Annotated in this window: 17 protein-coding genes and 1 pseudogene; 11 read left to right on the top strand and 7 right to left on the bottom strand. The window is 45.1% G+C overall.

The annotated features are described in order from the left end of the window. Positions 1-92 precede the first annotated feature (92 nt). From ACZ45G_RS07515 to ACZ45G_RS07505, 3 genes and pseudogenes are all read left to right on the top strand, one after another. On the top strand, positions 93-419 hold the full coding sequence (locus ACZ45G_RS07515) for a hypothetical protein (protein WP_464180073.1): 327 nt from the start codon (positions 93-95) through the stop codon (positions 417-419). A 19-nt stretch (positions 420-438) separates the two neighbouring features. Further along, a pseudogene (locus tag ACZ45G_RS07510) lies at positions 439-708 on the top strand (hypothetical protein); the annotation flags it as partial. After that, entirely contained in the window at positions 645-1,097 is a 453-nt protein-coding gene (locus ACZ45G_RS07505) for an ATP-binding protein (RefSeq protein ID WP_464176593.1), read from the top strand. The pseudogene ACZ45G_RS07510 and the gene ACZ45G_RS07505, both read left to right, overlap by 64 nt. Positions 1,098-1,159: 62 nt before the next feature. Here ACZ45G_RS07505 and ACZ45G_RS07500 read toward each other — a convergent pair whose 3' ends face one another. The 3 genes from ACZ45G_RS07500 to ACZ45G_RS07490 all read right to left on the bottom strand — a co-directional run bounded on the left by ACZ45G_RS07500 (position 1,160) and on the right by ACZ45G_RS07490 (position 4,453). Beyond that, positions 1,160-1,798, bottom strand: coding sequence for an EF-hand domain-containing protein (locus ACZ45G_RS07500; protein WP_464176591.1), 639 nt, complete (start codon positions 1,796-1,798; stop codon positions 1,160-1,162). A 184-nt stretch (positions 1,799-1,982) separates the two neighbouring features. Continuing rightward, positions 1,983-2,939 (bottom strand): transposase family protein, encoded by a 957-nt coding sequence (locus ACZ45G_RS07495; protein ID WP_464176589.1) that lies wholly within the window; start codon positions 2,937-2,939, stop codon positions 1,983-1,985. A 950-nt stretch (positions 2,940-3,889) separates the two neighbouring features. Then, a complete protein-coding gene (locus ACZ45G_RS07490; protein WP_464176587.1) occupies positions 3,890-4,453 on the bottom strand; it encodes a PilZ domain-containing protein in 564 nt (187 codons plus the stop codon). A gap of 1,304 nt (positions 4,454-5,757) precedes the next feature. On the opposite strand from ACZ45G_RS07490, the gene ACZ45G_RS07485 reads away from it, so the two are divergent. Genes ACZ45G_RS07485 through ACZ45G_RS07470 form a run of 4 tightly spaced genes read left to right on the top strand, consistent with a single transcriptional unit; the run spans position 5,758 to position 10,256 of the window. Beyond that, positions 5,758-6,459, top strand: a complete 702-nt coding sequence (locus ACZ45G_RS07485) for a TetR/AcrR family transcriptional regulator (protein WP_464176585.1) — start codon at positions 5,758-5,760, stop codon at positions 6,457-6,459. 19 nt (positions 6,460-6,478) lie between these two features. Continuing rightward, positions 6,479-7,555 carry a DUF1214 domain-containing protein gene (locus tag ACZ45G_RS07480; protein ID WP_464176583.1) on the top strand — a complete coding sequence of 359 codons (1,077 nt, stop codon included), beginning with the start codon at positions 6,479-6,481 and terminating at the stop codon, positions 7,553-7,555. Between the two features lie 56 nt (positions 7,556-7,611). Beyond that, positions 7,612-9,207 carry a DUF1254 domain-containing protein gene (locus tag ACZ45G_RS07475; RefSeq protein ID WP_464176581.1) on the top strand — a complete coding sequence of 532 codons (1,596 nt, stop codon included), beginning with the start codon at positions 7,612-7,614 and terminating at the stop codon, positions 9,205-9,207. A gap of 56 nt (positions 9,208-9,263) precedes the next feature. Then, positions 9,264-10,256: a DUF1214 domain-containing protein gene (locus tag ACZ45G_RS07470; protein ID WP_464176579.1), complete on the top strand. Its 993-nt coding sequence runs from the start codon at positions 9,264-9,266 to the stop codon at positions 10,254-10,256. 645 nt (positions 10,257-10,901) lie between these two features. Here ACZ45G_RS07470 and ACZ45G_RS07465 read toward each other — a convergent pair. Continuing rightward, positions 10,902-12,206, bottom strand: coding sequence for an SUMF1/EgtB/PvdO family nonheme iron enzyme (locus tag ACZ45G_RS07465; protein ID WP_464176577.1), 1,305 nt, complete (start codon positions 12,204-12,206; stop codon positions 10,902-10,904). A gap of 763 nt (positions 12,207-12,969) precedes the next feature. Between ACZ45G_RS07465 and ACZ45G_RS07460 the strand changes: the two genes are divergently transcribed. The 4 genes from ACZ45G_RS07460 (at position 12,970) to ACZ45G_RS07445 (ending at position 17,032) form a co-directional block, all read left to right on the top strand. Continuing rightward, on the top strand, positions 12,970-13,476 hold the full coding sequence (locus ACZ45G_RS07460) for an acyl-CoA thioesterase (protein ID WP_464176574.1): 507 nt from the start codon (positions 12,970-12,972) through the stop codon (positions 13,474-13,476). A 33-nt stretch (positions 13,477-13,509) separates the two neighbouring features. Beyond that, positions 13,510-13,659 (top strand): hypothetical protein, encoded by a 150-nt coding sequence (locus ACZ45G_RS07455; RefSeq protein WP_464176572.1) that lies wholly within the window; start codon positions 13,510-13,512, stop codon positions 13,657-13,659. Between the two features lie 328 nt (positions 13,660-13,987). Next, complete coding sequence (locus tag ACZ45G_RS07450) at positions 13,988-15,154, top strand: iron-containing alcohol dehydrogenase (protein ID WP_464176570.1); 1,167 nt, start codon at positions 13,988-13,990, stop codon at positions 15,152-15,154. A 153-nt stretch (positions 15,155-15,307) separates the two neighbouring features. After that, entirely contained in the window at positions 15,308-17,032 is a 1,725-nt protein-coding gene (locus tag ACZ45G_RS07445) for an aldehyde ferredoxin oxidoreductase family protein (RefSeq protein ID WP_464176568.1), read from the top strand. Positions 17,033-17,142: 110 nt separating this feature from the next. Here ACZ45G_RS07445 and ACZ45G_RS07440 read toward each other — a convergent pair whose 3' ends face one another. Genes ACZ45G_RS07440 through ACZ45G_RS07430 form a run of 3 tightly spaced genes read right to left on the bottom strand, consistent with a single transcriptional unit; the run spans position 17,143 to position 20,844 of the window. Beyond that, the gene (locus tag ACZ45G_RS07440) at positions 17,143-18,498 is read right to left on the bottom strand and encodes a sigma-54-dependent transcriptional regulator (protein WP_464176566.1); all 1,356 of its coding nucleotides are present in this window, start codon (positions 18,496-18,498) and stop codon (positions 17,143-17,145) included. Further along, the gene (locus tag ACZ45G_RS07435; protein ID WP_464176564.1) at positions 18,491-19,702 is read right to left on the bottom strand and encodes a two-component system sensor histidine kinase NtrB; all 1,212 of its coding nucleotides are present in this window, start codon (positions 19,700-19,702) and stop codon (positions 18,491-18,493) included. The genes ACZ45G_RS07440 and ACZ45G_RS07435 overlap by 8 nt, the downstream gene beginning before the upstream one ends. Beyond that, a complete protein-coding gene (locus ACZ45G_RS07430) occupies positions 19,702-20,844 on the bottom strand; it encodes an iron-containing alcohol dehydrogenase (protein ID WP_464176562.1) in 1,143 nt (380 codons plus the stop codon). Before ACZ45G_RS07430 ends, ACZ45G_RS07435 begins: the two co-directional genes overlap by 1 nt. Positions 20,845-20,895: the final 51 nt, after the last annotated feature.

The raw sequence follows: 20,895 nt of genomic DNA, 5'->3' as shown, positions 1-20,895 counted from the left end.
AGCTGCCATAGATAGCTCAAACGCTAACTTTTTCTTGAATTTTTAGTCCGGTAAAAGAGTATTGCCTCATCATCTCATATCCACAGTCACAGTTGCTTGCATCTGTTATTCAGCATGTAGACCTTGCAAGTAAAAGTACCGCAAAGATAGTGGGATATGACTCGGAAACCAATGCATATTCCTTTTCGAGATCGGATGGTAATATTATTGTTTCCGTGCCACTGCGCATGGGTGAAAATAATCTGGGCAGTGTGGTGTTTGCCTATGCACCGACATCTATAAACAAAGAACAGGTGCGCTTATTCTTTGTCATGACAGGCCTTGTCCTTGTTTTTTCTCTCCTCTCTTGCATAGGGGCATGGTACGTTTCTTCGATCATCACCCATCCGATTGACCAACCCATCTTGAAGACACGGTGAATTCCCGGACACAAAACTTACTGAAGAACAAAAAGAATATGCCCAGATTGTAATGACCAGTGCTGAAAATCTATTGATGCTCATAAACGACATCCTGAATTTTTCAAAAATAGAGGCAAGCAAACTGGAGTTTGAAAAGATCCACTTTAATCTGCGTAACACCATGGATGAGATGGTAAGGCTCATCGCTCCCAGTGCCCATAAAAAAAACTTGAATTCCTTTGCATGGTGGATCCTGAAGTTCCCTCTTTGCTTCAGGGCGACCCCGGAAGACTGCGTCAGATTTTAACCAATTTGGCTTCCAATACAATCAAATTTACACAAGCGGGTGAAGTCAGCACCATGGGCTCTCTTATCCAAAAACTTGAAGAAAGGGTCAAACTCCGGTTCGAAGTCAGCGATACGGGTATCGGCATTCCAGAAAATCGAATAGATCAATTGTTTAAATCATTCTCCCAGATGGACGCCTCCACCACACGCCAATACGGCGGGACTGGATTGGGATTGGCCATTTCCAAAAGTCTCGTAGAAACCATGGGGGGCAAGATTGGTGTGGAGAGTATTGATAGACGAGGATCTCTGGCATTGCTCTTTTTCAACATCATAGGGGATATCCATAAAAAAATATTTTCAATACACCCTATCAAGTTTATCCCAAAGCCACCATTTTCTTACTAAAAAAAATTTGCCTGGTCGAATAGGAGCGGTTTTGCAACCGCTCCTTGGCGTTTGCTTAAAAATTAGGCAATAGCGCCCATGAAACTACTAACAACAGAGTCGTCATAACTTCCGGTTAAATTTGTCATTATGGATTCCATTGCAGTAGCATAGGCCTGGGTCGCAGAACTTTGGGTCAAGCTCGTCTGACTCGTCCCCTCAAAACTGCTCATCCTGGCTTCATGTTCGTCCATTCCCTGCTGAATTTCATCCTGTGACAGCAAGCCATCCTCATCCAGGTCCAATTGTGAAAATATTTCACTGGCCAGACTGGTTTCTTCGGCACTAATGCTGCCATCTCCATCTGTATCCTCCTCTGCAAGGAGGGCTTCCAATTCAGACTCCTCTGTGGACTCTGTCTCACCAGAGGGTGGGGGAGGGCCCATTGGAGGTGGACCCATTGGAGGTGGGCCATTGGAAAAGACTTCTTCCAGTTCCTCAGTACTCAAATCACCGCTTGAGTCTGAATCCGCATCTGCAAACATGTCTTCGGACATGGGGGTTTCATCAATGGTCAATACCCCATCCTGATTGGCATCATCGTTTTCCATGATGCTCTCAATGCTGGATGAATCAAAAGAACTGGAATCCGTACTCTGGCTTTTGCTCATGTTCATGGACTGGTAAGAAAAACTTGATTGTCCAAGTCCTTGAATACTCATTTTATTCTCCTTTAAAATTTATTGAAATTAAAAAGTTAATCTAAATTAACCTTACAATATCAAGCCACCACAATCTTTATTCTCCTCCTTTTTTTAAATTGATATTCAACACCAGGCCCAAAATAGGCCTTACCTGATTCTAATATATACAAAAAGAATGCCAGGCATCACAAAGGCGCAACCACTAGGATAAAGTCCCAATAAATTGTTTGGGTTTTTGTCTAAAACTGCCTGGAAAATTTTTATAATGATTTTCCAGTGCCTGGGCCGGTGTTTTCTGTCTTAACGTTCGTTGACAAAGCTGGGTATTATAGGCGAATATATTATCCATTAATCCGCTGCCGGTGTCCAATTTCAATCCGGTTGTAAAAAAAGGGGAATCCTGCCTTCGAAGATCACCGTATATTTGTCTAAGCTTTTCCAGGGTGGTGTCTGGAAATATTTTTTTACGATGAGATTGAAGGTTCTGAACCGAACAAAAATTTTGAATAAGATGAGCATGGAACCGGTTAGACTCTGAAAAATCAGTATCTGAAAGCACAATGGGATCACAAAAAACAATGCCAAGGACAGTTAGGGGAAAATGATGGATCGCATTTTTTAGAAAATGGAGGGGACGCTGATGAAAAGAGGAAGAAATATCTGCATGGAGCAACCTGAAGGAGCAATCAAAAAGGATGTGGATGCTAAAAGGCGTTCCCGTGCCCGGTAAAAAGGGAAGTTGAACGTTTGTATAATAAAAAAAACTGCCCCTGTCATCATCCAAACAAAAAGGAAGGCCTTGCTGAATGGGGGTGAGACGGGGAATATCATATTTTTTCAAACATCGGTTCAGAGAAGACCTGGAACAATTGGGCAGGATAAAAGCCCGAACAATTTGACGAAGATCATCAAGCCCGGAACGAAGGCATAACCGGATTAAAATAACCATAAGCTCCTGGACCCGCGTTAAAGCGGTTATCCGTCTTTCAGAAGTATGGGGCTTATCGAAAATAAAGGATCGCTTCTTCCATCGTCTGACAGTGGTTTCACTAACACCAAATTTTAGAGCAAGATCTGAGATATTCATCTGGGTCTCGAGTTGGATAAAAGCGCGCTGGGCAGGTGTGGTTGTGGCATTTTTATGGAGGTGCATTTTCATAGCAAAGTCTCATTATTAATTTTTCCTAACAAACATCTGGAACTTATAAAAAAATATAAATTTTCAAGTATAAGATCCAACAATATCATTGTTTCTTTTTCAGCAAAATTTACCCACCAAAGGCGGAAAAATAGTCCCCCTTGGAAATACTATTATTTGTCCTTGAAACTCATAATTCAATCCCTGGACCTATTCCACATATTATTAACACATTTCAACGGACAGATACCCCGGGAAACCTATCCCTACCTCACAACAGGTTTGCCTATCTCTTCCTAACCTCGTCAATTGATATTTCGCTAATTTATATACCGGACTTTTTGATAGTGAAGGCTGGCTGGCTCGTAAGAACGATTTATGCGTGCTTCGATGATGTAAAGATTCAAATTCCTTGTGTTCATCAATTTTAATTTAGATATTCCAGGTAATATTAGTATCTAAAAAGTGGTTGATATCAGCCACTTGAATCATTGATTATTTTTAGATCATAAAATGAAATGAAGAGCCATATTTTCTAAATTTTGTTAAAGAACTTTTGGATTAGCCTTTTTCAGCAGAGGAACAGTGTTTTTCAACAAAAATTTGATGAAGTATATTGCCTTGAAATACTTAAGACAGGAATAATAATCAATGCGGCGAAGAAATTGGAAAGACTAAGTTTTTTATATTAATTACCTGATTTTGCGGAGATCCTCTTCACGGCGGTACCTATGTATTAACTTTAGTGTTTGTTTGAGGAGGTACACAAGTCAAGCGAGGTGAAGAGTGTATGCTCTGAATTTGACCCTTAGCCCCGAAAATCCTGAATTTTGGAAAAGTGCCGATCCCTTGATCGATTAAATAACGAAAAAGGAATTTTGGTATTTATATCAGATTCATCAATAAAAAAAATACACATATTCTTTTCCCATATATGCCACCTCTTCCTTTAAAATATACTTTATTTATAATCAGGTTGCAACTTTTGCTCCATAATAATAGCCTTGATCAGACTGCTCTATTCTGACAATTATGGCCTCATCAAGGAACGGTATCTTTGCTTTAGAATCAGATGATTTAATCTTAACCACCTCGTGAAACCTCAAACGTCCATTGCTTTTAAACCCGAGACCTGCTTCACTTACATCAAGAGTTTCTCCTGGATACTCTTCTCCGTCATCGGATGTTACAATGATTTTTGAATTCATAACAGCTCTATCGTCGGTTCTAATACTATTTTTGCTCACTTGATGTTCCATTGAAGCTTGTAAACTTCTAATTTTAGTATCAATCAGAGCCTTAATCTCTGCCTTTTTCATCTTTCCGTCGGGAAAATTAATTCCGATTGAATCTTGTATCTCCCTCATTGCTTTTGCTTGGAGAGATAATGATCCGACAGATAAATTGAGTTCATCGGCAGTTGTAAATCTTTTAATAAGTGCTTTCAATTCTTCTTTGAACATTTTGAATGTTGCAATAACAATTGCAGGCCAAATTATAACACCTATAAAACTAACAAATGAATTCTCTGCCATTTTAATTCTCCTTTTGATTGAAAATTCTATAAATTTTTTTTACATTAACCAGCAATTTTGCAGAGCAAGAAGATATTCACAGCGGCTAGGCGGTATCCAGCAGAATTAAGATTTTGATAAATGAATAACACTGTTTTGAATTTGTGTAAAGAAACATTCAATTATATTTGACCAGCCAAAATCAAATGAATCAAAATCCTGTTACGTCAAGTTGGAGACAACATTGACTGGATAAAACTCAACGTTTTTGCATGATTGGCGTCAACTTTAATCCAGGTTTCCGGTTATATATTCTTTTGGTATCCATAACAATTCCGGCCGGTGAATACTCCACCCTCGGATAATCATTATTGACTGTGGTAATCTAATTTTTCAGTCAACAATAATATAAAAAGAAAGGGCCAGGCAGCTTAAAGCTACCCAGCCCAAATTTGTCAGCATCATTTAGAACATCAGGATCAAGATTAACAACAGCCAGAATATCAGAATTAACAACACCAGTAGCAGCAAGAACATCAACTTCAACAACAACACAAACGGCAGATACAATAAAGGTTCGAAAGAGCAAGGTCAAGTGAAATTTTTACAGGCTCAAAAATGTTTGCCAGGATCTTAACAGGAAGCCCAAAACATTTTTTCTTCAGTCATTTTTAAAATTCAGCCAGTTCCTAAAAATGCCATTCACCCATTACGAGCAGACCTATTATAAAATCTCTTGACCCCAGCTCATGTAATCAAACACATCAATGACAATACGGATCGGGCAGTTCTCTATCCCTTCATCCAAAGAATTCACAATTGGATTGGTATCCTAAACTATTCCAGGCTCCGAATACTCCACCATCGGATAATAATCCTTGAGTGCCAGTTTTATCCTTTTAGAATTTGGGACGGCCAAGACTATGAATACTAATCTACTCCGGTCGGGTTTTGCTTGCAGTCACTACTGGAAAAAGAAGTCAACTCCTTTGATCTATAGGGATGCAGCGACTGTAGATAGACATAGGGCTCGCTTTTGGAGTTGCTTAAAACCTCACCGAAAGATAGAAAAACTCTGGGTAAGCCTAACCAATTTTCCGTTAACTTCAAAAGGTGATACTCTTACGCCTAATTTGTTCCCATTCATTTTACTTTCGTAATAACACTCTTGGATTTGACCCTTTATTATTTGCTCGAAAATATATAGTCCCTAAACATACGAGCTACAACCAACGATACATGAACCAAACTATAAATCCTGAGGTCAATCGGGGTATGTGTCTTAAACTTGTGGTGAGATGTCGCATGGGCCTTGACAAACTGACATGATGTCAATAAACTATATCATTCTGTCAAAAATTAAAAAATCATTGTCTCCGCTGCGAGTAAGTCCGCAAGCGGTACTCAAAATTAGCAAATCTGAGCGTACGCGTGCTGCAATCCTCAATTCAGCCTTAGATTTCATCTGGTTGCATCCGTTCCGTGACATGACAGTTAACTTGCTGATGGTTCCGACGGGGGTGGGCCGGTCGGCTTTTTATCAATATTTCAAAGATCTGCATGAAGTGATGGCGACTTTGCTGGAGATCCTGCAGGCCGATATCTTCGAGGCTTCCAAGCCCTGGGTTATGGGCGTTGGTGACCCCGTCGCTCTGTTGCATGAGGGCCTCGCCGCGATGACTCGCGTCTGCTATTCACACGGCCCTCTTGTGCGGGCAGTTGCCGATGCGGCCACTTTTGACGAGCGCTTTGAAAAAGTTTGGAACCAGTTCCTGAGTGGGTTTGACGACGCGTCATGTGACCGCATTGAGGCAGACCAGAAGCAGGGACTGATAACGGCTTTCGATGCCCGTCCTGTCGCAATAGCGCTCACTCGTCTTGATGCCTACACGATTATCGAGGCTTTCGGACAGCACCCGAGGAAGCAGCCGGAACCGATTAAAGATACGTTGTCTCGAATCTGGATTGCCACGCTTTATGGCAGTGAGTGGGTCGGGAAAATATCCTCGAATCTCGTCCGTACATAAATCAAAAGGAGAAAATAAGATGAAGCACCGGATGTTGAACATACTCGCCATTACGGCACTGGTAATGAAAGCAAAACGAAACATTACAGCCGCTCTGACCATCCTGGTGACCCTCAGTATGCTGACCCTATCGTCGGCCCACGCGGAGGATCTCGTTCAGGTCACCGCAGACAACTACGTCCGTGCTGAGACCGATCTTCAAATGAAGGGGTACGCCGAGACCATGGACTGCTTCGGCAAGTTCAATCACAACCGGAAGCACTATGACGTCGATAATCAGGTGACCGTTCGCGGAAATCGTGACACGATATACTCATTCGGAGTCTTCGATCTTACCTCGCCCCTGACCATCACGATGCCGGACCCGAAAGGTCGGTATCAGTCCTTGATGCTGCTCAACCAGGATCACTCCATCCCGCCCGCCATCTTCGGTCCTACCAAGAAGACCTTGACGGTGAAGAACATGGGAAGCCGGTATGCGGTCCTGGCCATTCGGACTTTTGCCGATCCCAATGACCCTGCCGATATGAAGGCCGCCCATGCGCTGCAGGATGCGGTCAAGGTCGAGCAGGCCGACATCGGTAAACTCGAGCTTCCGAATTGGGACAAGGAGGGTGTGGAGACGTTGCGGGAGGCGCTCAACGTGCTGAACGCCACCATGTCCGACACCTCCGGATATTTTGGCGAGAAGGACAAGCTTGATCCCATCCACCACCTGCTGGGCACTGCTTTCGGATGGGGTGGCCTCCCAAAGGAAGCCGCCATATATGTCAATTTTTACCCTGAGATGAACGACGGCAAGACCCCCTACACGATCACCGCGAAGAACGTGCCGGTGGATGGGTTCTGGTCCGTGACCCTTTACGACAAGGAAAGTCGGATGCCGATTAACGAATTAAACGCCTACTCGTTCAACAACGTTACGGCCAAGAAAGCCGACGATGGCAGCATCACCATTCATTTCGGTGGTGATCCCAAGGCGGACAACTACCTTCCAATCGTAGAGGGCTGGAATTTCATCGTGAGGCTTTATCAGCCGAAGAAGGATATCCTGGACGGAAGTTGGACATTCCCGGAGCCGAAAGCGGTCAAATGAGAATTAACTATTCGCGTCGACGCGGATGATCCGACTATTAAGAAAAAGGATATATCATGAATAAATCATCAATAAAAGTAGGCCTGAAGGTCATTAATACACATGGCGCGAGATTATCGATAGCGATTCTGTCACTGGCGTTACTCGCCGGAATGACCGCGTGTCAAAGCATACAGAACTCTAATATTTACCCTCAAACAACCGAACTACCGGATGGTCTTCATACACCTGATCGAGTGGAGACTTCAATCGGAACCTTGAATTTTATGGATGGGGCTCCACTTCCTGAAACCGCAGAATTGGTTTACGAAAACCTGGATAGAATGCGTGGTGTGGATGTATTCTTAAAATGTATGTCTGCAGCCTCTGTAAGGCAGCTCATTTTGGGACCTGAAGCGCTTGGGGCTAACCACAATAATAAGGTTCTTATTTATGACAAATTAATGGATTCGAAACCTTATTTCTTAACGGGAAATACCTCGACACTTTATGTATTACCAACCTTTAATTTGAAAGAAACCGGAGCAACGGTTGTTGAAGTGCCACCGGGTATGCTGGGCGCTTTTAATGATGCATGGTTTAGGTACATGCAGGATGTGGGTCCTATGGGTCCGGATAAGGGAAAAGGCGGAAAATTCTTATTACTACCACCTGACTACGAGGGAGACATTCCAACAAGTTATTTCGTGGTAAAATCTCTTACTTATAGAGTTTGGACATTTATGCGTGGCTCCATTGCTGAAGGTATGGAAGCTGCGGTTAAAAACATAACAGACAACCTGAAGGTGTATCCTTTAGCACAAAAAGACAATCCCTCTAAAATGGAGTTTATTAGTGGATCAGGGAAACATATAAATACAATCCACGACAACGATTATCATTTTTATGAGCATGTAAATGCTGTTATTCAGGAAGAACCCTTGGAAATGATTGATGCAGAAACCCGCGGACTATTAGCTTCAATTGGTATTGAGAAAGGCAAAGAATTTAATCCTGATGAAAGAATGAAACGCATTTTAACTGATGCCGTTGCCATAGCAAATGCAACTGCCCGATCAATAATCTGGTACCCAAGGGTAAGTGGAAGTGTTGATAACATGAAAGGCGTACAAGTTTACCCAGATACAAACAGTGCCTGGTTAATGGCATGGGTTGATAAAAATGTCTTTTTTAACGGTAAAGACGGACAGACCATGAATTCAGATGCAAGGGTTATGTTCTACTATCCTTACACCGCTGTTACACCGGCAATGGCCGTTACTGTTCCCGGAGCTGGTTCTGATTATGGTATCGCCTTTGTAGATGCAGAAAAACAACCTATGGATGGTGCACTTACCTATAAAATCCATGTTCCGGCTAATCCGCCTGCCAAAGATTTTTGGGCAGTAACAGTATATGACACACAAACACGTTCACAACTACAGACAGATCAGAAATTCCCGACAGTTGGCAGTCAAACCGAAGGTCTAAAAATGAATGACGATGGATCGTATGATGTCTATCTTGCTCCTGAAGCACCAGCTGGTTTTGAGAACAATTGGTTACAAACCATTCCCGGAAAAAGTTGGTTCGTAGGGTTTCGAATGTATGGTCCTTTGGAAGCATGGATAGATAAAACCTGGCGCCCCAGCGAAATTGAACTCGTTAAATAATCAAAGGAGAATTAGATATCAAAACGCAATCGACTTTACAGCGAACCCTGAAAGTCTTGTTTATAACCGGGATTGCTGTCTTTATTCTGGCGACGGCTCATGCAGCGGAGGCTCCTAAGGTCACCGCCAACAACTACGTCCGTGCCGAATCAGACCTCCAGATGAAGCTCTGGATCAAGAATATGGACTGCTTCGGAAAGTTCAATCACAACCGGAAGCCCTACAAAGAGCAACGGGTGACTGTTCGGGGCAACCAGGACACGCTGTACTCATTTGGCGTGTGGGACCTGAGGTCGCCGGTCACGGTTACACTTCCGGAAACCGAAGGGCGCTATCAGTCTTTGATGATCGTGAATCAGGATCATTCGATCTGGGGGCTTTACGGCCCGAAGACAGGAACTCTGACAGAAGAAAAGGTCGGCTCACGTTATGTGTTCCTGGCCCTTCGGACCTTTATGGATCCGAACGATGAGCAAGACATGAAGGTGGCGCACCAGCTCCAGGATGCGGTCCTCGTCGAGCAGGCCGATATTGGGAAATTTGGTGTGCCCGATTGGAAAAAAGAAGAAGTTGAGCAGATGCGAGAGACGATCAATGTGATTTCCGCCACGGTCCCGGAGACCTCCAAAATGTTTGGCAGGAAAGAGACCCTGGATCCGGTCTACCACATGCTGGGCGCAGCACTGGGATGGGGCGGATTGCCGGCAGAGGCAGCCACCTACGCGGCCGTGTTCCCCGAAAAGAACGACGGCAAGACCCCCTATACGCTCACCGCGAAGGATGTCCCGGTGGATGCCTTCTGGTCGGTCACCCTCTACGATGACGAGGGGTATATGCCGGACAACGAGTACAATGCCCACTCATTCAACAACATCACAGCTAAGAAGGCCAAAGACGGAAGTATTACCATCCACTTCGGCGGTGACCCCAAGGCGGATAATTTCCTGCCGATCGTACCAGGATGGAATTACCTCGTCAGGATGTACAAACCGGGGCCGGAAATCCTGGATGGAACCTGGACATTCCCGGAGCCGAAAGCCGTTGAATAGTGATTACATCTTTAGATCCTTGTGGGCAAAGTGCTTTCCAATTAAGTGCAAAGGAGATTGAGGTGTCTGAAACGATAAAAGAAAAAGGTTTGACGGTGGACTCTTAAGTTTTGTCTTGAAATACTAGCGACTATAGATGGTATATATGGTCGCTTTTCATGAATTGGAAACAGGCAGGACTGGCAGAAGAAGTGCTCGCTGAGCCACCTTGGGTGGTCTGGTAAGTCTTTTAATGTGTAGCTCTCGCTTTTTGAAAATCATTCCGGTCACAAAATGTATCTATATTATTTTCTTTCCAGATTCAAAATTCCATTATATGGGATAGGCCAAAACCAGATTTCCAAATCTCTCATGAAATTTTATTGGGAAAAAACCGAATATTAACTTTTGGTAAGATGGGCGCCACATGCCTTCTTATCCACGAAACTCCTGTTTAAGATTCAGACTACACATGATTAATAGACTGGCAACCTGAATCAACAAATTCTCTTTCAACATTGATAACTATAATCCGTATTAAAGAACGTTTTCACGTTCATATCTCTGGTTGCCTGTAGTCAACGACGTTTATTCTAAAAAATTTGTATTGTGTGGTCATTATATTATAATCTTTATTCTTTTTTGATCCCAGGTCTGCTGGGTTCACTACTGACCTAAAAGCAAGACAAGCCGGAAGCCGCCGTAGGAGTAGCGGAAGGACGGGCGGAACCTGCAGCGGAAGGTAGCACGGCAGTTCCTCGGAACGCCGTCCCAGGACCCGCCACGGAAAACCCGACCCGAGCTCCCAGAGGTTGATTCCGGATTATTCCTGGAATGTTTGCTGTAAGCATTTCCGTCATACACATCCTCGCACCATTCCCACACGTTACCGCTCATGTCAAAGATGCCAAGGCCATTAGAGGCTTTTGTCCCAACCGGGTGGGTTTTGTTGCCGCTGTTACCGTCATACCAGGCAACCCGGTCAATATCATTGCCCCCGGCATATGTCTGATTCTTTCCCCCGCTCCTGGCTGCATACTCCCACTGGGCTTCACTGGGAAGGGCATACTGCCGGCCCGACTGCCGGTTTAGCTTCTTTTTAAAATCCTGGGCATCCTGCCAGGAAACCTGTTCAACCGGAAACTCATTTCCAGATTTAAATTTTGACGGGTTGTTACCCATAATCCGTTGCCAATGGCCCTGGGTCACTTCGTATTTCCCCATCCAGAACCCATCAACACAGACTTGATGTGCCGGTTTTTCATCTGATTGACCGGAATTGTTCCCCATCTGAAAACACCCTCCCGGCACCCACACAAATTCTATGCCGGTGACCGGGTCTTTCCAGTTGTCGCCTACACCGGGGGTTGACAGCCTGACAACAATTGATTCCTGATTTGCTTTATCCTGAACATCAGGGGTGCTGGATGACGGGGGAAGGATTCCTTTGGCCAGATAATAGTCGGAAAAAAGGGTTGTCGACACCCACGGCACCTGTTTTTTGTCTGTCTTTTCCATGACATCCAGGCCGGTCCTGTTAAACAGTTTTTGGACATCCAAATCGAAATTTTGAAAATTTTTCATTAGGGCTTCGGTATATGTTCCATTTCGCCCAACCCCGTCAGAAGACACATCACCAGGCTCCGTGGCATAGGCAATCACCGTGCCCAGGGGAGCATCCAACTGGGCAAACCCTTTCTGGGATGTCCTGAAACTGCGTTTAAAAGGGTTGTCTCGGCAGGCATCCACCATGACGTTTTTAGAAACATCTGTTTTTAGCGCCACATCAAACCCGAGTTTTTTTAATACCCGCGCCATATCCCTGGCATCATTTATCGGGTTGGTCAGCGGTGCAGAAAAGTAGTTGCCGTTACCGATCACCAGAGGCGTCCGATTGGCAGCACCGGCTTCAATTATAGTTAAAACCAAAAAGGATAGAATCAGGAGTCCAAATACTTTCATTCTCTTCATAGACAAGCCTTTTTTAACAATCAAGCTGTTCATTCAAATGATTATTGTATATATCGAACAAAGGTAGGAATTTTCAAGAGAATATTAATATTAATTAATGTAAAGACAGCGTCGCGCCACAGATGATGCTTCTATTCTATTTTATAAAAAAATTTCCAGAATACCGCATATGGTATCGACAAACTTTCTATCCTCAGATTTAAAAATCAATATGGGAAAAGCCAAGAAAAAACCAGCCACATATAAAGGATATAAATCTTATTTTGAAACCTGAATCAATCCTTTTTTTGAAATACACCCAATCCAGCTTCATGAGCTTCAACTCGACACCCTGGACAAATTGCGGGACTTAATGGAAGCCGGGTCAGAAAAATTGTCCAGACTATGTTCATTACAAACCGGACTTTTTCTCGTACACGGATTGCCGGTTATTCATTCTCTTCCTTCCCGTTGAGCTCATGGGGTATCATATATTTCTGAATATGTTGCAACATTGAAAAATATTTTCCCCGATATCTTGGAATCAAGAACAGATGATACTTGCAATCCAAAATCGTATGATTTAATATATTGTTTTGTTCATTGAAAGTCTCCTTTTTTGTGATTTTTATGATCTTTGAACGGTTCACAGCATAGGAGACTTTTTTAAAAAGTTACCGCAAATGTAAAACTTTTGGGCGTCTTTCTGGCAAAGCCAAGGGGGCTGCTCTTTATTAATTACAGGAGATTGGTTATACCAATTCCTGTAGAATTAGGAACTCATATGAATCTGAAAACCGTTGAAGAAAGCTCAGTAACCCTTTCCTTGCTCATGCAACCCCAGGATGCCAATCCAGCCGGACTGATCCATGGTGGTGTAATCATGAAACAAATTGACAACGCAGCGGGCGCAGCAGCCGTGAGGCACACCAAAAGAATCTGCGTGACCGCATCCATTGACCGTCTGGACTTTCACAACCCTGTCCAAATCGGTAACCTGGTGACCTTTCAGGCAAGCATTAACAATGTGGGAGAAACGTCCATGGAAATTGGGGTTCGGGTTGAAACCGAAGACCTGCTCACGGGCAAAATAACCCATACAGGATCAGCCTATCTGACCTTTGTTGCCCTTGGAAATGACTTCAAACCAGTGCCCGTGCCCCGTCTTGACCTGAAGACCGACAATCAGAAACGGCGAAACAGAGAAGCAATCAGGCGCCAGAAGACAAGGCTTGCTGAAAAGAAAAGTGAAAAAATCTGCCAGACCAATGCCGAACGTTGTCTATCCTGATGGAGAAAATTTAATCCTGGGGGCAAACAGCAGATGTTGGCCATCGCAAGGGCCGTGATGACCAAACCCAAGGTGCTGCTTTTATACGAGCTTTCCCTGGGCCTTGCCCCCATTATTATCCAGCAAATTTTTGATATTATTGCCGATATCAATAAACAAAATGGCACCACGTTACAGCCATGACATCTCATATGCCGCCGGAAACAATCATCTCATTTCTAAATTGAGAGTTGAAAAGTGTATCCCATTGACTCATACGATAAATGTAATGGGTCATATTGCCCCTTAAACCGGCATCCGCTTTTATATCAACCCGGCCAAGCAATCCATTGAAAAATTTTTTATTTTTTTATTTTTTTTATTTTATATCAATTGGTTATGACAATTCCTAAAGACGAAGAACCGCAGATCACCTCGATAAAAAACATCCGGGCCCTGTTATTGCTATACCCAAAGAAAGAAGTTCAATGTTTTTTTAATTAATAACAAAATTTTATTTAAGGAGCTTGACATGTCAAACGGAGAAGCAGTTTACGGATTTTATATTCCCACGGTAACACTCATGGGTATTGGGTCGCACAAAGAAATTTGTGCCCAGATGAAAAGCCTTGGCGTAAGTAAACCTTTTCTTGTGGCAGATAAAGGAATTACTGCTGCCGGACTTACCCAGAAGATTTGTGACATCATTAAACAGGATATGGGTTCAGATACCGTTGTATACGATGAAACAATTCCAAATCCCACGGATAAAAATGTTGAGGAGGGTCTTGCCCTTTATAACAAGAGTGGGTGTGACATGATCATTACCCTTGGGGGGGGGAGTTCCCATGACTGCGGTAAAGGCATTGGTCTGGTGGCCACCAACGGCGGAACCATCCACGATTATGAAGGTGTTGATCAGTCCACAAAGGCAATGCCGCCCTTTATTGCCATCAACACCACCGCCGGAACTGCAAGCGAGATGACCCGGTTCTGCATCATTTCCGACACCAGCAGAAAAGTTAAAATGGCCATCATTGACTGGCGGGTAACCCCGAATATTGCCATTAATGACCCGTTGCTCATGATGGGTATGCCAAGCTCACTGACAGCTGCCACCGGCATGGATGCGTTGACCCATGCCGTTGAAGCCTATGTTTCCACCATTGCAACGCCCATAACCGATGCCTGTGCCATTAAAGCCATTGAACTGGTTGCCCAGAATCTAAGACAGGCCGTTGCCAATGGCAATGATCTGGGGGCAAGGGATAAAATGGCCTATGCAGAATATCTTGCAGGAATGGCCTTTAACAATGCAAGCCTGGGTCATGTCCATGCAATGGCCCATCAGCTGGGTGGGTATTACGACCTTCCCCATGGTGTTTGCAATGCCATACTGCTTCCCCATGTTTCCAGATTCAACCTCATCGCTAACCTCCAGCGATATGCCGACATTGCAGTTGCCCTGGGAGAAAATATTTCAGGACTGTCCCTTCGGGATGCCGCTGAAAAATGTTTGACCGCTATCCAGACCCTTTCCGCAGATGTGGGTATTCCTGCAAATCTTTCATCCCTTGGCGTAAAAAAAGGGGATCTTACGATCATGGCCGGCAATGCACAAAAAGATGCCTGCGGGGCCACCAATCCAAGAATTCCGACCCTGGATGATGTTGTGACAATTTACACGGCTGCATTATAGGCTGGACAACCAGCGGGTTGTTGACCCAGACAGATAGATAATACAAATGCCCCTTTCCCCTAGAAGGTCAGGGGCATCTTTACTGATTCAAAGAGGCATTCAGATAAATGCTTTCAGGGACCAGAAAATCAATGGATTATAAGGACAAACCTTATGGGTAAAATACTGAGAATAAACACCAAAGAGAAAAAAAACAGGGTTGAAGAAATTCCGGATTCCCTTGCCGGCTTGGGGGGAAGAGCGTTGACCTCTAAAATGATTCTGGATGAAGTGCCAGCCACCTGTCACCCTCTTGGCCGCCAGAATAAACTGGTCATTGCCCCGGGGCTTTTATCCGGAACCCCAGCTGCCAATTCAGGACGGCTTTCAGTGGGGTCTAAATCCCCCTTGACAAATGGCATCAAGGAGAGCAATTCAGGCGGACTTATTTCACAAAAGCTTGCACGGCTTGGCATCTCAGCCCTTGTTCTGGAAGATAAACCAGACGATGACGGCTATTCCATGATTGTGATAAAAAAAGATTCTGTTGAAATCCTTCCTGCGGATGAGTATGTGGGCATGGGTAATTATGAAATAATGGAGAAACTCTGGGATAGATACGGGAAAAAAACCGGGCTCATGACCATTGGCCAGGCAGGTGAACAACGCCTGATGGCAGCCAGTATCCAGCAGGCAGATCCTCAGGGCAGACCCGGCAGGGCCATGGGAAGGGGAGGACTCGGGGCTGTAATGGGGTCCAAAAAGATCAAGGCCATTGTTGTTGATGACAAGGGCTGTGACCGGCTACCCCAGGCAGATCCCGAGGCGTTTAAGGCTGCCAACAAGAAATGGGTTGATATACTCAGGAACCATCCTGTAACAGGCCAGGGCCTTCCAGGTTTTGGAACCGCCGTGCTGGTGAATCTTATCAACGAGGCAGGTGCCTTACCCACGAAAAATTTCAGAACCGGCCGGTTTGAGCATGTCGGTGATATCAGTGGCGAAAAAATGGTTGAAAACATTATTGCAAGAAAGGGAGTTGTTGCGGAAGGGTGTCATCCCGGCTGTGTAATTAAATGTTCCCAGGTTTACAATGATAAGGATGGCAACTATCTCACCTCAGGTTTTGAGTATGAAACGATCTGGGCCTTTGGCGCCCACACCATGGTCAAGGACCTTGATGACATCGCCCTGATGGACAGGCTGTGTGATGATTACGGCCTGGACACCATCGATACCGGCGTGGCACTGGGTATGGTCATGGAAGGCGGGCTTCTCGAGTGGGGGGATGGCAAGGGCTGCATTGAATTGATCAAGCAGGTGGCTCTTGGCACCGGTTTCGGCAAGATTCTTGGAAATGGCGCAGCCTTTACCGGCGGGGCTCTGGGTGTGGACAGGATTCCCGTGGTCAAGCGCCAGGCATTGCCGGCATATGATCCGAGATCTGTAAAGGGAGTTGGGGTGACCTATGCCACCTCTCCCATGGGGGCAGACCACACAGCCGGTTACGGGGTCACCGCCAATATCCTGAGTGTGGGCGGTACGGTTGATCCCCTGAAAAATGAGGGTCAGGTGACTTTGTCTAAAAATCTCCAAATTGCCACTGCGGCTATTGATGCTGCAGGCCTCTGCCTATTTGTTGCCTTTGCTGTTCTGGACAACGACAACGGGGTTCAGTTGATCGTTGACATGCTCAATGCCCAGTATGGCATTGCCCTGACACCGGAGGATGTTGTTCAACTGGGGACCTCTATTCTGGAGAATGAAAATGAGTTCAATCTCAGGGCAGGGTTTACCAAAAAGGACGATCAGCTCCCCGAGATGTTCCAGGAGGTATTTCCTCCCCATAACACCCAATGGACATTTACCGAAGACGACCTCCAGGAAGTCAAAGTTTAAGGCAGGACACCTTATTCAATAATAATCCCTTGTTTAGACTGAGTGAAGCGATGACAGGGGGCAGAAAAATTTTCCTGCCCCCTGTCATCTGGGATCAATTTTCAATGCAATTATGGGTTATCCAATAGTTTCCGGTACAAGGTTTTTCTGCTGACACCCAAAATTTCCGCTGCTTTGGACCTGTTTCCATCCACATGCTTGAGTACCTTTATGATATGATTTTTCTCCAGATTCTTAAGGGTGGGAAAGGGTGTCGCTGCAAAGGCTTTACTCCCATCCTCAGTTTCAAGAAGTTCAAGGGGCAGGCTGCGCTCGGTGATGATATGATTTTCCGCAAGAATCATTCCCCGTTCCATTACATTGTGAAGTTCCCGGACATTGCCGGGCCAGTCATAGGCCATGATCCGGTGCATGGCATTTTTAGCCACCCTGGCAGGCGGGGCACCATGGCTCATCTGACCCAGAAAGTATTCCACCAGTACGGGGATCTCCTCTTTTCGCTTGCGCAGGGGCAAGATATTTAGGGTAAAGACGTTGAGCCGGTGAAAAAGGGCCTCGCTGAACCTCCCCTTTGCCACCTCTTGTTTAAGGTCCCGGTTAGTGGCAAAGACAAATCGGATATCCACCTTTATTTCATTTTTATCCCCCACAGGCCGAAATGTCTGATTCTCCATGACACGCAGCAAAGATGCCTGCACTCCCACCGAGAGTTCTCCGATTTCGTCCAAAAAAAAGGTGCCCTTGTCAGCCAGTGCAAGGAGCCCCTCTCTGGATTTTTCGGCTCCGGTAAAGGCACCTTTGCAGTAACCGAACAATTCACTTCGTATTAACTCCTCCTGCAAGGTGGCACAATTTTTTGTTATCAGCGGGTTGTCTCCCCGAAGGCTCAGGCCGTGCAACTGTCTTGCCACCACATTTTTACCGGTGCCGCTTTCACCGGTTATCAATACCGGAACGCTGGTTGGTGCCACTTTACCGATCAGGAACCGAACCTCCTCCATGGCAGCGGAATGGCCCACGATCTGTTCTGGATACTGCCTTTTTTGCAGGAGACCCTGCTGTTTTAAAAATTGTTTCTTGTGAAGGTATCCCAGTTGGTAGGCCTTTTCAATCACCTGTTCCAGACGTTCCAGGTCAAAGGGCTTTGTTAAATAATCACAGGCACCGGTTTTCATAGCTTCAACGGCATCATCAACATCACCGTACCCGGTAATTAAAATGATCTGAACCCCCAAAACCTCTTCCTGGAACCTGGACATCAACTCAATGCCATTGGCATCGGGAAGGCTGATATCCAGGATGATGATCTCAAACACATCCTTTCTGATAGCGGCAAAGGCTTCTCTGGCATTGCCGGCTGTTGTTATGCTGCGCCGGGAAGAACCCAGTTCTTTTTCAAGAAGCCGGCGGATGGATTTCTCATCGTCCACCACAAGAATATTGATGGGACATAGCGGTTTACTCATTTTTTACATCCGGATTTGGAAAGTTGATTTTAAAATCGCTTCCAAGGGTTTCTTTGCTGTTGACCAGAATCTCTCCCTTGTGTTGTTTCATAATATTATAACAGGTGGACAGGCCGATGCCGGTTCCTTTGTCCACGGGCTTTGTGGTAAAAAAGGGGTCAAAGAGTCTGTCCATATGCGCCGGTGCAATGCCGCAACCATTGTCTTTGATCGACAAGGTCACCCACCCCCCCTGTTTTTTTGTACTGATTTCCAGCAGGCCGTCATTTTCAATGGCATCAAAGGCATTACAGATGATGTTGAGCATGACCTGTTTCAGTTCAGCAGCATTGCCTTGAATGGCGGAGGCCGGATCGAAGTCAAACTTAATTTTCAGCAAAGGTTTTTGCTTCAATCGATAGCGCAATAATTTGAGAACATCGGTGACCAGGGTTTTTAAATCCACACGAACAAAGTCTATTTTTTTTCTGGGGCTGAATGTCAATAAATTGGCAACGATATCACGGCATCGGTTGCACTCGGTGATAATGGTGCCAATATATTCATCAAAATCCGCCATGAGTTCCCGGTTTTCCGGATCATTTTTCAGGCAATCCTTAAGTTTGGGCAGTCGACGCTTGAGTCCGACTGAAAATCCGCTGATGGCGGTCAAGGGGTTGTTTATTTCATGGGCAACACCGGCTGCAAGGAGTCCAACTGTGGCCATTTTTTTGGAATAGTAATATTTCTCCTGGTACTCTTTTTCCAGGGTCACATCCCGCATGAGAAAAAGGAATCTGAATATCTTTTTGCTGGAGTCTTCCATGGGGGACACAGAGACTTCAAATTGATGGTTTTGATTGTTAATTTGATACAAAGACAGTTGGCGGCATACCTGGCCGGTTTTTTTGGCAGTGCTTATGGGGCAGTCCTGGCAGGGGTGTGCCTGATTCTTAAAAATTTCATGGCACAACCGGCCTTCGGGATTTTTACAATTAAACACCTCTAAAAACAGGCTGTTAACCGATATGATGGTAAAATTTAAAGATATAATGGCCATCACATCTGAGATACCGTCTAAAATGGCCTGCAGTTGCCGCTGCTTTCGCTCAAGCTTTAAGTTCGTTGCCTGGAGCTCGACAACTTTATTTTTTACCTCTCCGAAAAAACCCAATTTGGTAAATTCAAGACCAACGATATCTTCAAGGGTTGTGGGCTTGTCCATTACCATACTCCATTACAAATTTGCATCATATCCTCAACCGTTGCCGTTCTTGGATTGCTCAAAAGGCATGAATCATAGGTGGCCATTTTACAGATCTGGGGTAATGTTGAGCGGTCCGGCACAATGTCCCGCAATCGTGTTGACACATTAAGGCTTTGAAAATAAACTTCAAGTTTTTCAATGCCGGCCAAGGCAGTTGCTTTGTTGGTTGCCAGTGATTTGCCCAGCACAGCCTTGCCAATTTCTGCAATTTTATCCGTACACTCACAAAGATTATACCGCATGACCTGGGGAAGAAGTATGGGGTGAATCGTACCGTGTACCGCATCCAGCATTCCACCGAGGGTATGGGCAAGGGCATGTTCGAGCCCCAGGCTGGCATTGCTGAAAGCCATGGCCGCAGACGTCCCTGCCATGCTCAATTTTTCCAGATGGTCAATGGATCCGGTTTCCAGGGCCAGGGGAAGGTATTTTATGATCTGCTCAATGGCTTTAAGGGAGTGGACTTCGGTCATGGGAGATGCGATCCTTGAGACATGGGCCTCGACAGCATGGGACAGTGCATCCACAGCCGCAGCAATGATGAGTTCCCGGGATTTTGTGGTCAGAAGCAAAGGATCAATAATGGAAATATCTGGGACCAGTGTCCGGCTGATAATCGACATCTTAACCTGTCGTTCCATGTCCGTTATGATGGTAAATTGTGAGATATCAGATCCACTGCTTGCCGTTGAAGGAATGAAAACCATGGGGGGAAGGGGGTGCTGTATGCGGTTGGCACCTTCATAGTCATTGACACGACCGCCGTTGCTGGTAACCAGGGCGATCCCCTTTGCCGCATCCATGGGGCTTCCTCCCCCCAGGGCAACCACCACGTCACAGCCATGTTTATTGTATAAAAGCGCCCCTTTTTCTATCTCCCAGTCCCGGGGGTTGGAAGATATGTCGGAATAGTAAACCCAGTTGAGGTGCTCTTTTTTAAAAATTTCAAAAACGCGTTCAACCCATCCTGATTTTTCCAATCCCGGGTCAGAGACAAAAAATATTTTTTCGGCACCCAGACGTGTGGCGCAGGTCCCTGTATATTTCAAGCTGCTGCGACCAAAAATGATTTCTGGAACAGAAAATTTCAAGATTTCCATCGGTATCCCTTTTATAATGATTTGACCCAACAAGCGAAAAAGTTTATCATA

The sequence above is a fragment of the Desulfoconvexum algidum genome, from assembly GCF_055382125.1.
This window is presented reverse-complemented; position numbering and strand designations above follow the sequence as displayed.

Excerpts from the sequence above, each read along its gene's own strand:
- ACZ45G_RS07435 (WP_464176564.1), bottom strand. The coding sequence starts at position 19,702 with ATGGACAAGCCCACAACCCTTGAAGATATCGTTGGTCTTGAATTTACC.
- ACZ45G_RS07450 (WP_464176570.1), top strand. The coding sequence starts at position 13,988 with ATGTCAAACGGAGAAGCAGTTTACGGATTTTATATTCCCACGGTAACA.
- ACZ45G_RS07460 (WP_464176574.1), top strand. The coding sequence starts at position 12,970 with ATGAATCTGAAAACCGTTGAAGAAAGCTCAGTAACCCTTTCCTTGCTC.
- ACZ45G_RS07430 (WP_464176562.1), bottom strand. The coding sequence starts at position 20,844 with ATGGAAATCTTGAAATTTTCTGTTCCAGAAATCATTTTTGGTCGCAGC.
- ACZ45G_RS07490 (WP_464176587.1), bottom strand. The coding sequence starts at position 4,453 with ATGGCAGAGAATTCATTTGTTAGTTTTATAGGTGTTATAATTTGGCCT.
- ACZ45G_RS07455 (WP_464176572.1), top strand. The coding sequence starts at position 13,510 with ATGTTGGCCATCGCAAGGGCCGTGATGACCAAACCCAAGGTGCTGCTT.
- ACZ45G_RS07475 (WP_464176581.1), top strand. The coding sequence starts at position 7,612 with ATGAATAAATCATCAATAAAAGTAGGCCTGAAGGTCATTAATACACAT.
- ACZ45G_RS07505 (WP_464176593.1), top strand. The coding sequence starts at position 645 with ATGGTGGATCCTGAAGTTCCCTCTTTGCTTCAGGGCGACCCCGGAAGA.
- ACZ45G_RS07500 (WP_464176591.1), bottom strand. The coding sequence starts at position 1,798 with ATGAGTATTCAAGGACTTGGACAATCAAGTTTTTCTTACCAGTCCATG.
- ACZ45G_RS07440 (WP_464176566.1), bottom strand. The coding sequence starts at position 18,498 with ATGAGTAAACCGCTATGTCCCATCAATATTCTTGTGGTGGACGATGAG.
- ACZ45G_RS07445 (WP_464176568.1), top strand. The coding sequence starts at position 15,308 with ATGGGTAAAATACTGAGAATAAACACCAAAGAGAAAAAAAACAGGGTT.
- ACZ45G_RS07495 (WP_464176589.1), bottom strand. The coding sequence starts at position 2,939 with ATGAAAATGCACCTCCATAAAAATGCCACAACCACACCTGCCCAGCGC.
- ACZ45G_RS07465 (WP_464176577.1), bottom strand. The coding sequence starts at position 12,206 with ATGAAGAGAATGAAAGTATTTGGACTCCTGATTCTATCCTTTTTGGTT.
- ACZ45G_RS07485 (WP_464176585.1), top strand. The coding sequence starts at position 5,758 with ATGATGTCAATAAACTATATCATTCTGTCAAAAATTAAAAAATCATTG.
- ACZ45G_RS07480 (WP_464176583.1), top strand. The coding sequence starts at position 6,479 with ATGAAGCACCGGATGTTGAACATACTCGCCATTACGGCACTGGTAATG.